A 13,656-nucleotide genomic window follows, 5' to 3' on the forward strand; every position below is an offset into this window, starting at 1 on the left:
TCCTCCCGGGGCCTTCCCCATGCCCTCAGTGGACGGCTCAGACGGCGCCGACCGTCGGCCCAGCGGTGAGCGTCTCGCGCTGGGCCGGGATCTCGGCCGCCATGCGGGCCTCCATCCGGGCGCGGCGCTCGTCGGCCTTCGCGCAGAGCGCGAGGGCCGCCTCGTTGAAGCGGACCAGCGACGGCGGGTCGGACGGGCCGAGCAGCTCGACCTTCAGCTCCGCACGGGCCGCCGCGAGGGCGTCCTGGCCGGGGGTGCGGACGGCCGCGAGCAGCGCCCGGACGCCTTCCGCCTCCGGGCTGAGGATCGTGGCCGCGCTGACGGTCGGGAAGCCCGCGCGGAACTCCTCCTCGGTCATGCCGCTGGTGTTGGCCACCGCGTACGGCTTCTCACTGATCAGGTAGTCCGAGACCACGCTGGAAACATCGCTGATCAGCAGGTCGGACTGGTTGAAGCAGGTGTAGAGGGCGGGCCGGGCGGCCGTGATGATCTGGTGCTCCCAGACCGGCAGCGAGTCCCAGTACGCGGCCTCCCAGGCGGCGGTGGCGTCCGCCACGGTCGCCGCGCGGCCCTTCTCCGGAGTGCCCTGGAGGAGCATGCGCTCGACCTCGTCCGCGCTGGGGCGGAAGGTGCTCGTGGTGAGCCGCTCCAGCAGGGCCGTGCGGCGCGCCAGCTCGGCGGCCGCCTCGGGGCCGGGGCGGGGACCGCCGCGGCGGGCGTTGGCCTCGCGGATCATGGCCTGGATGCGCTCGTTGGCGCGGCCCGCGCGCGGGTCGACGGAGCCGGTCATCGGGTGCGGCTTGTAGAGCAGCCGGACCTTGGGGTCGGCGAGCAGCTCGCGGACGATGTTCTCGCCGGCCAGCATCACCGAGGTGTTGCCGGGCTGGCCGTCCCAGCCTTCCCAGGTCGGGGCGTACAGCACGGTGGTGAAGCCCTCGGCGGCGGCCTTGCCGCGCGGCGCGGTGTACGGCTGGATCGGCGCGAGCTGCGGGCGGCCGACCTCCACGACGTCACGGTCGTCGACGCCGATGTCGGCGAGCTGGTAGCGCTCGCGGGCGGCGGGGCCGGCGACCCAGATCTCGTCGTACGCCTTGGAGTACGGGTTGCAGCTGGAGAGCTTGTCGCTCTCGCCGTGGTTGGTGAAGGCGTGCTTGATCGACGGCATGCGCAGGACCTGCGAGGTCTTGCCCGAGTTCGCCGGGTGCAGCAGCATCTTCAGCGACGACTTCTCCAGGGCCATCAGGTGCACGACCTTGGGGATGCAGACGATCGGCACGTCGGTGGCGTCGATCTTCTGCACCATGAAGCGCTCGCGGAGCACGATGACGGGGTTGCCGTCCAGCTCGGCGAGGGTCGAGAGCCACATGTTGGCCTGGTAGGCCGAGCTGGTGCCGCCGGAGAAGTACATGCCGACGGTGGGCTTGTAGCCGGTCAGCCAGGTGTCCAGCCACTCCAGGGCCTGCTGCTCGTTCGCGATGCGCTTCTTGGGGCGCAGCCACGTGGCCAGGTACAGGGCGCCGCCGAGGGACAGCGCGAAGGCGATGCCGACACCGATCTCGCCCCACAGGGCCTTCTCGGTGCCCGCGGTGATCAGCGTGCCCGCGGTGGCGGGGGCGGCGAAGCGCAGCAGCCGGCGGCCCTGCTGGCGGGCCAGCAGGCGCGGCGGCGCGGCCGACAGGCGCAGGCCGGAGGTGTCGACGTTCCGGGTCAGGAACGGCAGGGTGCGGCTGCGGCGCACGAGGATCGCGACGGCCTGGCAGCCGAAGTGGGCGCCGTAGAAGAGCAGCAGCCCGATGAACAGCGGGGTGTACTCGTGCAGCGGGCCGTCGCCGTGCACGCGCAGCAGCCCGACCATGATCAGCATGTCGCGCAGCAGCTGACGCACGGTGACGTCGAAGCGGACCTTGCCGAGCAGCGAGAGCAGACCGGGGTCTCGGTGCTGGAGATAGAGATCGAGCGCGAGGCCCGCCGCCGAGGCGGTGATGAAGAGCGGCACATTGGGCAGCAGGGCGCCCACGAGCTGAGCGGCGAAGAACGCCAGCATCGCGAGCAGCGCCGCGAGCTGTACGACTCGGCGGGAGACGGATCCGGCAGAAGGCACTGGGCGGGCTCCTGGCAGGAGGGCTAGGGGGTGAGGGAGACCGCGATGGACAACGGTCGGCTACCGACCGTATGACGGCGGCTGGGCCAGGAGCAATCTTCCCCGACGGCAATCATCGCAAAATAGGGCCGAACGACCACATTCCTCAGGCGGTAGATTTGCGGGCCGGAAGCAGGCAGACCAGCGGCGATCACAGGGGTGTACGGACGTGACAGGGGCAGGGACGCGGCAAGAGGCCGGTCGGGCGGTCGGCCGGGAGGCCGGTCAAGAGCTCCGGCGGGAGGTCGTGGACGCCCGAAGGATCGTGGTCAAGGTGGGATCCTCGTCACTCACCACCGCGGGCGGGGGGCTGGACGCCGACCGGGTTGACGCGCTGGTCGACACGCTGGCCAAGGCCGGCGGGGAGAAGGAGATCGTGCTGGTCTCCTCCGGTGCCATCGCCGCCGGTCTCGCACCGCTCGGCCTGGAGCGGCGCCCCCGCGACCTCGCCCGCCAGCAGGCCGCCGCCAGTGTCGGCCAGGGTCTGCTCGTCGCCCGCTACACCGCCTCCTTCGCGCGCTACGGCCGCCGCGTCGGCCAGGTGCTGCTGACCACCGACGACACCAGCCGCCGCGCGCACTACCGCAACGCCTACCGGACGCTCGACCAGCTGCTCGCCATGGGCGCGGTCCCGGTCGTCAACGAGAACGACACCGTGGCCACGGACGAGATCCGCTTCGGCGACAACGACCGCCTCGCCGCCCTCGTCGCCCATCTCGTCCGGGCCGACCTGCTGGTCCTGCTCTCCGACGTCGACGCCCTCTACGACGGCGACCCGAGCATCCCGGGCACCACGCGGATCGCCGAGGTCACCGGGGAGAAGGATCTCGACGGCGTCTCCGTCGGCAGCGCGGGCAAGGCGGGCGTGGGCACCGGCGGCATGGTCACCAAGGTCGAGGCGGCCCGCATCGCGGCCGCCGCCGGCATCCCGGTCGTCCTCACCTCCGCAAGCCGGGCCGCGGACGCCCTCTCCGGCCGGCCGGCCGGCACGTTCTTCCACCGCACCGGCCGCCGCTCCGCCGACCGGCTGCTGTGGCTCGCGCACGCCTCCACCCCGCGCGGGTCCCTGACGCTGGACGACGGCGCCGTGCGGGCCGTGGTCGACGGGCGCGCGTCGCTGCTCCCGGCGGGCATCGCGTCCGTCGAGGGTGAATTCACCGCGGGTGACCCCGTGGAGCTGCGGGACTCCGCGGGGCGGGCCGTCGCCCGGGGGCTGGTCAACTTCGACGCCCGGGAGATCCCCCGGCTGCTCGGCCGCTCCACCCGTGACCTGGCCCGGGACCTCGGACCCGCGTACGAGCGCGAGGTCGTCCACCGCGATGACCTGGTCGTGCTGCGCCCCTGACGGCCGTCATCCCGGGGCGAGAGTGTGAGGTAAGTCCAGCCTTTCCATGGAGACCTTCTGTAAAACCGCCACACGGCCGCCTGCGGACTGGTCAACTTTGAGCATGGGGGCCGTCGCGGACGGGCGGTGCCCGCGGGCAGCACGTGGCCCGCACCACCGGACGCGGTGGGCACCACCTGAACCAGCAGCGGTCACCAACACCGGACGAGCAGCAACCCGGCAGACGAGTAGCAGGCCAGCACCAGGACCGGCGGCAGCACCGGCAGCCGGACCGGCACAGCGGGACCCGGAGCGGGAACCGGCACCACACCGCTCCGCCGCGCGTGCGCGGAGCAGCGATCAACAGGAGGCCGTCGGTGGTGAGACGAGGGCGCCCCGGGGCGCCGCCCCGGGGGACGGCGGAGCGGACACTGACCAGCGTCGGGACGGGCGACGCGGTGGACGGGACGGCGGGGCCCGCCGGGCCGGACGGAGCGGGCGAGACCGTGCGGGACCGCGGCGAGGTGTCCCGGCTGTGGCACGTCACGCTCAGCGTCTCGGGGGCCGAGGCACCGCTGGCGGAGGTGCGGCGGGCCCTCGAGCAGCTCGCCCACGACCACCCTTTCCTGCTGACCAGCCGCTACGCCAACGATCACGCCGAGATCCGCTACTGGGAAGAGGCGCGTGATCTGCACGACGCGGCGGCCGTGGCGCTGCGCCTGTGGGGCGAGCACCGCTCGACCGCCCGGCTGCCTCCTTGGGAGATCGTCGGCCTGGAGGTCATCGACCGCGAGACCTACCACCAGCGCATCGCGGAGGGGTATGGTCCGCTGCCGGCGACGCCGGTGGGTGTCCATCCGTTCTAGAACGGGTGCCCCCCGGGGCCGTTCGCCTGGCTGGCGGTTTGTCGGTTACGGGCCGGTCTTTGCCTGCGGGCCGTCGTTGCCGCCTGCGGCGGCGGGCGCCTCTCGCCTGGCCGGCGGATGCTCGGCTGCGGGCCGTCTGTGCCGCCTGCGGCGGCGAGCGCCCTGCGGGCGCGTCCTCAAGCGCCGGACAGGCTTGAAGTGGCTGGGCTTGGCCAACCAGCCCGTCCGGCGATTGAGGACACCGCCGCGCAGCGGTGGTGCGCACGGCTCGGCCGGCCGGCCGGGAGTCGACCAGCCGCCGGCACGGCGTCCCGCACTGTGGAATACGGGGTGGCTCCCGCGCCCCGCGCGACTAGGCTGCCCGCCATGAGCAGCAGTGTCTTCCCCTCCCCCCTCGCCGACCCCATGCCGCAGTCCCCGGTGCTGCGGGCCGCCTACCGCGCCCGCGCCGCCGCCGCCGACCTGGCGCCACTGCCGCGCTCGGCGAAGGACGAGGCGCTGCTGGCCATCGCCGACGCGCTGGAGGTCCGTACCCGGGAAATCGTCGAGGCCAACGCCGAGGACGTCGAGAAGGCCCGGGCCGCCGGGACCAGCGAGACCGTCATCGACCGGCTGACCCTCACGCCCGAGCGCGTGCGGGCCATCGCCAAGGACGTCCGGGACGTGGTGGCCCTGCCCGACCCGGTCGGTGAGGTCGTCCGCGGCTCCACCCTCCCCAACGGCATCGACCTGCGCCAGGTGCGGGTGCCGCTCGGTGTCGTCGGGATCATCTACGAGGCCCGGCCGAACGTGACCGTGGACGCCGCGGCCCTCTGCCTGAAGTCCGGCAACGCCGTCCTGCTGCGCGGCTCGTCCTCCGCGTACGCCTCCAACACCGCCCTGGTGCGGGTCCTGCGCGACGCCGTCGGCGGTGCCGGGCTGCCCGCCGACGCCGTGCAGCTGGTGCCGGGCGAGAGCCGGGAGTCCGTTCGGGAGCTGATGCGCGCCCGGGGCATGGTCGACGTGCTGATCCCGCGCGGCGGCGCCTCGCTGATCCGCACGGTCGTCCAGGAGTCCACGGTCCCGGTGATCGAGACCGGCACCGGGAACTGCCATGTCTACGTCGACGCCGAGGCCGACCTCGACATGGCCGTGGACATCCTCGTCAACTCCAAGGCGCAGCGCCCCAGCGTCTGCAACGCCGCCGAAACGCTGCTCGTCCACCAGGACATCGCCGAGCGGTTCGTGCCGCGGGCCGTGGCCGCCCTGGCCGAGGCGGGCGTGACCGTGCACGCCGACGAGCGCTTCCAGGCGCTGGCGGAAGGGGGCCCGGCGACCGTCGTGCCCGCGACCGTCGAGGACTGGGAGACCGAGTACCTCTCGTACGACATCGCCGCCGCCGTCGTGGACTCCCTCGACATGGCCGTGCGGCACATCCGGCTGTGGTCCTCCGGCCACACCGAGGCGATCGTCACCACCTCGCAGGCCGCCGCCCGCCGGTTCACCCAGCTGGTCGACTCCACCACGGTCGCCGTCAACGCCTCGACCCGCTTCACGGACGGCAGCCAGTTCGGCTTCGGCGCGGAGATCGGCATCTCCACGCAGAAGCTGCACGCCCGGGGCCCGATGGGGCTGCCGGAGCTGACGTCGACCAAGTACATCGTCACGGGTGACGGCCATGTGCGCGGCGGCGCCGGACCCGTCGCGTCCTGAATTCCCGTAGCGGCTGCGCGGATTGAGCGGTTCGGGTCTAATCTGGACGGGTGCCGGACGATGTGGGGGGCAAGCCGTTCCCGGACGGCGAAGAGCCCGACAGCCACCGCCACGGAGGCGCGGACGAAGAGTTCGCCTCCGTGGTCTTCGATGAGGAGTTCGTGCGGTCCGCCGCGGTCCACGAACCCTCCGCGGCCGAGCGGATGCTCGCCGCCGAGCGGGCGCGCGCCGAGGCCGACGCCGCCCGGGCCCGGGCGGGCGGCGGCCCCGCCGACGAAGACGTCTTTGAGGGATTCGAGGGTTACGAGGGGTACGGCGGCCATGACGGGCGCGGCCCCGACGGGCGCCCCGCGACCGGCCAGCCCTCGGCCCGGCCGGGGGAGTGGCACGGTCTCGCCCACGACCTCGACCCAGACGACGCCTACGGCCCGTACGGGCGCTACGGCACGGCCCGGGGCCCGTATCGCGGCCACGCCCGCTGGCACCGCCCGGTGGCCTGGCTGCTCGCCGTGCTGATGGGCATCGGCGTGGTCGCCCTGGCTTTCGCCGCCGTCTACCGCGGCGCCTCCTCCGGCGACCGGGGGGACCCGGCGCCACCACCGGCCACCACCGGCGTGGACGCTCCCGCGGTCGGGCGGCCCGGCCCGTTGCCGTCGGTGTCCGCCGATTCCGAGCCACCGGTGGCCTCCGCCGCGCCGGGCCGGGGCTGACGCCTCCGGACGGTCACCCAGCGTGACCGTCCGATGGGTGGTGACCGGTCGCCGAAGCATGGGCCAAGGCATGGGGTCCCGCTGCCCGGCGATCCGAACGATCCGTGGAACTTGTCGTGTACCAGGGCGTTTACCGAAGCCCCGGCGGACCTACTCTTGGAGTATGGACGGGCCGCGAGACCCACCCGAGGGGCCGCCCGAGGGCGCCCCGGGCAGCGGGGACGACGAGTACCGATCGGTCGTCTTCGATGAATCCTTCGTGCGCGCTGCCCGGCTCCAGGAGTTCTCGGCGCAGGAGCGGATGGCCGACCACGCGCACCCCGTCCGCAGCCGCCGCCTCTGGGCGCGCATCGGCGCGTCCCGGCAGGTCCTCGTCCTGATACTGCTGATCGCCATGGCCTTCGGCACCGCCGTCTACATGGGCCTGCGCCATCCCTACGAGGAGCCCGGGCCGCCGACGGCCGAGGCGCTGCACACCACCCTCGTGCCCCTCGCGCCGCGCGACCCCGTACCGGGCGGGATCTCGGCGCGGGAGCTGCTCGACCACAGCCCGGCGGCGCAGTTCCGCGACGGGGAGGAAGGGATCAATCTGCCGCCCGCCCGGCGCACCCAGCACTTCTCCGAGAGCCTGGTGATGGCCGCGCTCGCCACCGCCAAGGAGTACACGCTGAAGTCGGCGCTCGACCGCGCCACGCTCACCGGCGGTGCCCAGCGCGGCGTCCGGCTGTTGCTCGACCCGTCCCAACTCGCCCAGTTCGACCGCAGTTTCACCAAGCCCGCCGACGACGGCCGGCATGCCGCCACCGGCTGGCTGGTGCGCTTCGACCCCACGCAGATCGCGCTCGCCGACGTGCCCGTGCGGACCCAGGGCACGTTCTCCCTCACCGAGACGACGCCCGGCACGCTGGAGGTCGCCACCGACCACACCTTCGTCTACGCCGTGCACGCCGTGCGGGCGGGCAGCGGGCAGCACGCGGGGGAGCCGGGGCAGGGCGAGGACCGGGCGTCGCTGTTCACGGTGCGGCGGCAGCTGCGCTTCCGCTTCGACCGTGACGATCTGCAGGGGCATCACGTGGAGGTCCTGCAGAGTCACGTCCAGGCCGGACCGCAGTCCTGCTCGGCCGACGACGCGGGCTATCTGCGGCCACTGCTGGCCGGGCAGCGGGCCGGCACCGACCGGCCGGCCGACACCGACCCGTACGCGACGGGCCGGGAGTCGGCCGCCCTGTGCGGCGTCATGGCCCCCAGCGCCCAGCCGAGCCTGCCGCGGGCGTCCTGACCAAGCTCGATCGCCCCCAGCGGGCTGCTGTGCTGAGTCCTCAATCGCCGGACGGGCTCGGCGGCTGAGCCCAGCCAAATCAGCTCGTCCGGCGTTTGAGGACGCGCCCGCAGGGCGCTCGCCGCCGCAGGGGGCAAAGACGGCCCGCAGCCGAAGAAGACGCCGGCCAGGCGAGAGGCGCTCGCCGCCGCAGGTGGCAAAAGCGGCCCGCAGCCGAAGAGCCGCCGGGCCCGGCTAGGGCCGCGGCTCGTTGGGGTCCTCCGGGCCCTTCCCGGGCCGCGCCCCGGGGCCTTCCTCGGGGGCGGGCCCAGGGCCACCGCCGAAGGCGTCCCGCAGCCGGCCGCCCAGGTCGGACGCCCCGCCCGCGATGTCCCGCACGAGGCCCATCAGCGGGTCCTTGCTGGAGCGCACCGTCTCGGCGTAGTGGCTCGCGGACTCCCGGAAGGAGTCGGACACCGAGGTGTCCTTGTCCTCCCCGCGGCGCGGGTAGTGGCCGTCCATGATGCGCTGGTAGTCGCGGCTCTCGGCCCACTTCTTCAGCTCGGCGGCGCGCACGGTCGTGAAGGGGTGGGTACGCGGCAGCACATTGAGGATCTTGAGTACGGAGTCGCGCAGATCGCCGCCCGCCTCGTACTCCTCGGCCTGGGCGAGGAACGCGTCCACGTTCATCTCGTGCAGATGGTTGCCGCCCGCGATCTTCATCAGGCCGCGCATGGAGGCCCGCAGATCCTGCCCCACCAGCAGCCCCGCCCGGTCCGCCGACAGCTCCGACTTGCGGAACCACTCGCGCAGCGCCGTCACGATCGCCATCACCGCGATATTGCCCAGCGGAATCCAGGCGATCTTGAGGGCGAAGTTGGTCAGGAAGAGCAATATCGTCCGGTAGACCGCGTGGCCGGACAGCGCGTGGCCCACCTCGTGGCCCACGACGGCCCGCATCTCCTCCTCGTCGAGCAGCTCGACAAGGCCCGTGGTCACCACGATGATCGGCTCGTCCAGGCCGATGCACATGGCGTTGGGCTGTGGGTCCTGGGTGACGTACATCGGCGGGACCTTGGGCAGGTCCAGGATGTAGCAGGCGTCCAGCAGCATCGCGTGCAGATGCTGGAACTGCTGGTCGCTCACCCGCACCGAGTCGGACAGGAACAGCAGCCGCAGACTGCGCTCGGGCAGCAGCCCGCTGAGCGCCTTGAAAACGGTGTCGAAGCCGCTCAGCTTGCGCAGGGCCACCAGGGCCGAGCGGTCCGCCGGGTGCTCGTACGCCCGCGAGGAGATGTCCGGGAACCGCCGGCGCTCGCGGCCCGGCAACCGCTTCGCGCCCTCGGCCCGGCCGTCGGCGCCGTGCCCGGCCTTGTCGTCGGAGCTGTTGTCGGAGCTGGTGTCACTCATCGAGACCCCCTCAATGGGCTGATCATGGCTCGTCCCCCGGCTTGCCGGACCCCACCCTAGGCCGTGGCACCGGCATGGCTACCGTGGGGACATGCCGCATATCAATGGTTTCGCCACGCAGCCCGGATTCACCGAGCTGCTCGCCGTGTCCAAGGGCGACCAGGGCCCGGGCGCACTGCTGCGCACGGTCATCGTCGTCGGCGTGGTGGGCATCGCCCTCCTCGCCTGGTTCCTGCTGCGTGGTTACGGCAACAAGGACTGACGCGCCGGAGTCGGCGTGGGGTTGCGAACGGCCCCCGCATACGATGTGGCAGAAGTCTCCACCCGATCCCCGATCCCCGGATCCCATCCCGGATAGGTCCTGCCGACGATGAACCTCATCACCGCCCACGCCGCCGTCGCCACCCTCGCCTCCGAGGGCGAGCACGTCGACACCCACGAGAGCATCAGCCCGTACATGACCGGCGGCGCCGCCCTGGTCATCCTGCTGCTCCTGCTCTGGATCACCACCCGCTTCAACCGCGACCGCTGACCCCACCGGTCCCTGGGGGCTCGGCGCCGAGCCGCGCCCAGTAGGGTCTGCACGCATGGGAGAGCAGACAGGGCCCGTGAAGCGGCGGCTCGGCGTGATGGGCGGGACCTTCGACCCGGTCCACCACGGCCACCTGGTCGCCGCCAGCGAGGTGGCTTCGCAGTTCCACCTGGACGAGGTGGTCTTCGTGCCGACCGGGCAGCCGTGGCAGAAGAGCCACCGGGCGGTGTCACCGGCCGAGGACCGCTATCTGATGACGGTCATCGCCACCGCGTCCAACCCGCAGTTCTCGGTCAGCCGGATCGACATCGACCGCGGTGGTCCGACGTACACCACCGACACGCTCCGCGACCTGCGCGCCCTCAACGACGACGCGGACCTGTTCTTCATCACCGGTGCCGACGCGCTGGCGCAGATCCTGACCTGGCGGGACACGGACGAGCTGTTCTCCCTCGCCCACTTCATCGGCGTCACCCGGCCCGGCCACATACTGGCCAACCCGGGGCTCCCCGAGGACCGGGTCTCCTTCGTCGAGGTGCCCGCGCTCGCCATCTCCTCCTCCGACTGCCGCGCGCGAGTGGCGCAGGGCGAGCCGGTCTGGTACCTGGTGCCCGACGGTGTGGTGCGCTACATCGACAAGCGCAAGCTCTACCGGCACAGCGGCTGATCCGGATCGACCCCGGATCCACAGGGCACTGAGGGGCACTGGTGAACGACCGACAGGACCCGTACGCGCACGACCCGTACGCGCGGCAACCGCAGGTGTACGGCTACGACGCCTACGGACAGCCGGTGTACCAGCCGAACGCCCCGGAGCGCGTGTACGACCAGTACGGCCAGGCCCTCCCGCAGCAGCACGGACACCAGCAGCACGGACACGAGCAGTACGGGCACGACGGCGGACAGCAGTACGGGCAGGAGCAGTACGGGCACCCCGACGGGCAGCAGTACGGGCAGGACGACGGGTACGGCGCCGGCGCGACGGGACAGCAGGGCCGGCAGCAGGGCTACGGCCATGACCCGTACGGCGCAACGGGGCAGCAGGGTTACGACACGTACCCGGCCGCACAGCCGCAGACCCGGCAGCAGGAGTGGATCCCCCGGCAGGCGGGTGCCCCCGTCCACGAGGAGCCGGGCCACCGGGAGGCGGAGCAGACGCCGGAGCCGGTGCCGATGCCGGAGCCCCGGCGGGCCCCGGACGCCTCCGACGCCCCGGCGGCGCCGGACTACCGCACCGAGCAGTTCTCCTTCATCGAGGAGCCGGACGAGGACTCCGAGGACGTCATCGACTGGCTCAAGTTCAGCGAGAGCCGCACCGAGCGCCGCGACGAGCGCAAACGCAAGGGACGTAACCGCGTCGTCGCCCTCGTCGTCGTACTCGTCCTCGCGCTCGGCGGCGGGATCGGCTACCTCGTGCTCGGCGGGTCCGACGCGAAGAAGGGCACGACGGCGAGCGGCGGCGGGCAGAAGCGCGACGTGATCGTGGTGCATCTGCGGCAGACGAAGGGCGGCCTCAGCTCCACCGCCCTGCTCGTCGACAACGAGACCACCAAGAAGGGCACCACGGTCCTGCTGCCGAACGCGCTGGCCGTCTCCAAGGAGGGCGGCGGCTCCACCACGCTCGGCAAGTCCGTGCAGGACGAGGGCACCGGCGCCACCCGGGACGCCCTGAACGCTCTGCTCGGCGCCGACATCAAGGGCAGCTGGCGGCTGGACACCCCCTACCTGGAGAACCTCGTCGACCTGGTCGGCGGCATCGTCGTCGACACCGACGCCACCGTCCCCGGCGCGAAGTCCGGCGACCGCCCGCTGGTCCGGCAGGGCAAGGGGCAGGACCTCAGCGGTCAGATGGCCGTCGGCTACGCCACCCATCGCGCGCCCGGCGAGAGCCCGGACAAGCAGCTGGTCCGGTTCGGCCAGGTCATGTCAGCCGTGCTGAAGAAGATGCCCGACGACCCCGGCCCCGCCATCACCACGGTGGACTCGCTCGCCCAGATCCCCGACCCCTCCCTGTCGGTCAAGGAGCTCGGCGCCTCGCTGGCCCAGCTCGCGACCCAGGCCAAGAACGGCTCGTACGACACCGCCGTGCTGCCCGTGCAGAAGGACGGGACGCTCAGCGCGCAGGCGACCGACAGCGTGGTCAAGGACGTGCTCGGCGGCACCGTCCGCAACACCGCCCCGGACGCGACGCCCCGGGTGAGCGTGAAGAACGCCACCGGAGGCAGGACAGCCACCCAGTCCGCCCAGGTCACGCTGGTCAACAGCGGCTACACCCACGTCGACGCCGGCACGGCCGCGGCCGCCGCCGCCTCGACGGTGACCTACGCGGACGACAAGCGGGCGGCCGAGGCCAAGGAGGTCGCCAAGACGCTGGGCCTGCCGGCCGGCGCGGTGAAGAAGGCGGCGGGCGCGCCCAACGCCGACATCACCGTCACCCTGGGCAAGGACTACAAGGGCTGAGCCGCCGCTCCGGGCCGTTTCGGCCACCGGGCCCCGCGCCCGTCCGAAACGGCCCGGAAAGCGGTTGGCGGGTCGTGAGACCCTTGAGAGGTACTGACCCTCTTTATCGAAAGCATGGCTTGTGACCGCCACGGACCGCTCCATCGAGCTGATCAAGGCCGCCGCCCAGGCGGCCGCCGACAAGCTCGCGCACGACATCATCGCGTACGACGTCAGCGACGTGCTGTCGATCACCGACGCCTTCCTGCTCGCCTCCGCCCCCAACGACCGCCAGGTCAAGTCGATCGTCGACGAGATCGAGGAGCACCTCAACAAGGAGCTCGGCGCCAAGCCGGTCCGCCGTGAGGGCGACCGCGACGCCCGCTGGGTGCTGCTCGACTACGTCGACATCGTCGTCCACGTGCAGCACAGCGAGGAGCGTGTCTTCTACGCCCTGGAGCGGCTGTGGAAGGACTGCCCCGAGATCGAGCTGCCGGCCGACGCCGTCGCCACCCGGGGCAAGGCCGCCGAGCACGCCGAGAGCCAGGCCGCCGCGGCCGACCTGGACGGTGAGCTGAGCTGAACGGCGCGGACACCGGCACCACGGCACCCGTCCCGGCCGCCCGTGGCCGCCGCATCGTCCTGTGGCGGCACGGGCAGACCGCCTGGAACCTGGAGCGCCGCTTCCAGGGCTCCACGGACATCGAGCTGACGGACACCGGTGTCGCCCAGGCGCGCCGGGCCGCCCGGCTGCTGGCCGCGCTGCGGCCGGACGCCATCGTCGCCTCGGACCTGCGACGCGCCATGGCCACCGCCGCCGAGCTGGCCGCCGTCACGGGCCTGGAGATCGCCTCCGACGCCGGGCTGCGCGAGACGTACGCGGGAGCCTGGCAGGGGCTGACGCACGACGAGATCATCGCGGCCTACGGCGAGCAGTACGCGGCGTGGAAGCGCGGCGAGCCCGTGCGGCGCGGCGGCGGCGAGCTGGAGACCGAGGTCGCCGACCGGGCCGCCCCGGTCGTGCTCGGCGCGGCCGAGAAGCTGCCGGACGGCGGCACGCTCGTCGTGGTCAGCCACGGCGGCACGATCCGCACCACCATCGGCCGGCTGCTCGGCCTGGAGCCGGGGACCTGGGAGTCGCTCGGCGGCCTCACCAACTGCTGCTGGTCGGTGCTGGGCGAGGGCGCCCGCGGCTGGCGTCTGCTGGAGCACAACGCCGGCACGCTCCCCGAGCCGGTGCTCGGCGACGACGACTGAGCGGGGCCGAAGGACCGACGCCGGCGGC

General features: G+C 72.8%; 13 protein-coding genes. 11 read left to right on the top strand and 2 right to left on the bottom strand.

Annotated features, from left to right (window positions below; translation table 11 throughout):
* Positions 1–37 precede the first annotated feature (37 nt).
* On the bottom strand, positions 38–2,101 hold the full coding sequence (locus ACZ53N_RS09680; RefSeq protein WP_469140378.1) for a hypothetical protein: 2,064 nt from the start codon (positions 2,099–2,101) through the stop codon (positions 38–40).
* Positions 2,102–2,405: 304 nt separating this feature from the next.
* Here ACZ53N_RS09680 and proB point away from each other — a divergent pair, with 304 nt between their 5' ends.
* From proB to ACZ53N_RS09705, 5 genes are all read left to right on the top strand, one after another.
* Positions 2,406–3,485 carry a glutamate 5-kinase gene (proB, locus tag ACZ53N_RS09685; RefSeq protein ID WP_469140525.1) on the top strand — a complete coding sequence of 360 codons (1,080 nt, stop codon included), beginning with the start codon at positions 2,406–2,408 and terminating at the stop codon, positions 3,483–3,485.
* 359 nt (positions 3,486–3,844) lie between these two features.
* Positions 3,845–4,330, top strand: a complete 486-nt coding sequence (locus tag ACZ53N_RS09690; RefSeq protein ID WP_469140526.1) for a hypothetical protein — start codon at positions 3,845–3,847, stop codon at positions 4,328–4,330.
* 405 nt (positions 4,331–4,735) lie between these two features.
* The gene (locus tag ACZ53N_RS09695; RefSeq protein WP_130877876.1) at positions 4,736–6,022 is read left to right on the top strand and encodes a glutamate-5-semialdehyde dehydrogenase; all 1,287 of its coding nucleotides are present in this window, start codon (positions 4,736–4,738) and stop codon (positions 6,020–6,022) included.
* Between the two features lie 50 nt (positions 6,023–6,072).
* Positions 6,073–6,732 carry an SCO2584 family spore wall biosynthesis protein gene (locus ACZ53N_RS09700; protein WP_469140379.1) on the top strand — a complete coding sequence of 220 codons (660 nt, stop codon included), beginning with the start codon at positions 6,073–6,075 and terminating at the stop codon, positions 6,730–6,732.
* 163 nt (positions 6,733–6,895) lie between these two features.
* Positions 6,896–8,011 carry an SCO2583 family membrane protein gene (locus tag ACZ53N_RS09705; RefSeq protein WP_469140380.1) on the top strand — a complete coding sequence of 372 codons (1,116 nt, stop codon included), beginning with the start codon at positions 6,896–6,898 and terminating at the stop codon, positions 8,009–8,011.
* Between the two features lie 234 nt (positions 8,012–8,245).
* On the opposite strand, the gene ACZ53N_RS09710 is transcribed toward ACZ53N_RS09705, so the two are convergent.
* The gene (locus ACZ53N_RS09710) at positions 8,246–9,400 is read right to left on the bottom strand and encodes a M48 family metallopeptidase (RefSeq protein WP_469140381.1); all 1,155 of its coding nucleotides are present in this window, start codon (positions 9,398–9,400) and stop codon (positions 8,246–8,248) included.
* Between the two features lie 91 nt (positions 9,401–9,491).
* Here ACZ53N_RS09710 and ACZ53N_RS09715 point away from each other — a divergent pair, with 91 nt between their 5' ends.
* From ACZ53N_RS09715 to ACZ53N_RS09740, 6 genes are all read left to right on the top strand, one after another.
* Positions 9,492–9,662 carry a hypothetical protein gene (locus tag ACZ53N_RS09715; protein ID WP_469140382.1) on the top strand — a complete coding sequence of 57 codons (171 nt, stop codon included), beginning with the start codon at positions 9,492–9,494 and terminating at the stop codon, positions 9,660–9,662.
* Positions 9,663–9,770: 108 nt separating this feature from the next.
* Positions 9,771–9,932 carry a hypothetical protein gene (locus ACZ53N_RS09720; protein WP_184729837.1) on the top strand — a complete coding sequence of 54 codons (162 nt, stop codon included), beginning with the start codon at positions 9,771–9,773 and terminating at the stop codon, positions 9,930–9,932.
* A 55-nt stretch (positions 9,933–9,987) separates the two neighbouring features.
* Positions 9,988–10,599: a nicotinate-nucleotide adenylyltransferase gene (nadD, locus tag ACZ53N_RS09725; RefSeq protein WP_469140383.1), complete on the top strand. Its 612-nt coding sequence runs from the start codon at positions 9,988–9,990 to the stop codon at positions 10,597–10,599.
* A gap of 41 nt (positions 10,600–10,640) precedes the next feature.
* A complete protein-coding gene (locus ACZ53N_RS09730) occupies positions 10,641–12,392 on the top strand; it encodes an LCP family protein (RefSeq protein ID WP_469140384.1) in 1,752 nt (583 codons plus the stop codon).
* 121 nt (positions 12,393–12,513) lie between these two features.
* Positions 12,514–12,954, top strand: coding sequence for a ribosome silencing factor (gene rsfS, locus ACZ53N_RS09735; RefSeq protein WP_130877705.1), 441 nt, complete (start codon positions 12,514–12,516; stop codon positions 12,952–12,954).
* Positions 12,951–13,628: a histidine phosphatase family protein gene (locus ACZ53N_RS09740; protein ID WP_469140527.1), complete on the top strand. Its 678-nt coding sequence runs from the start codon at positions 12,951–12,953 to the stop codon at positions 13,626–13,628. The genes rsfS and ACZ53N_RS09740 overlap by 4 nt, the downstream gene beginning before the upstream one ends.
* Positions 13,629–13,656 lie beyond the last annotated feature (28 nt).

Source organism: Streptomyces sp. NPDC033229, from assembly GCF_055576875.1.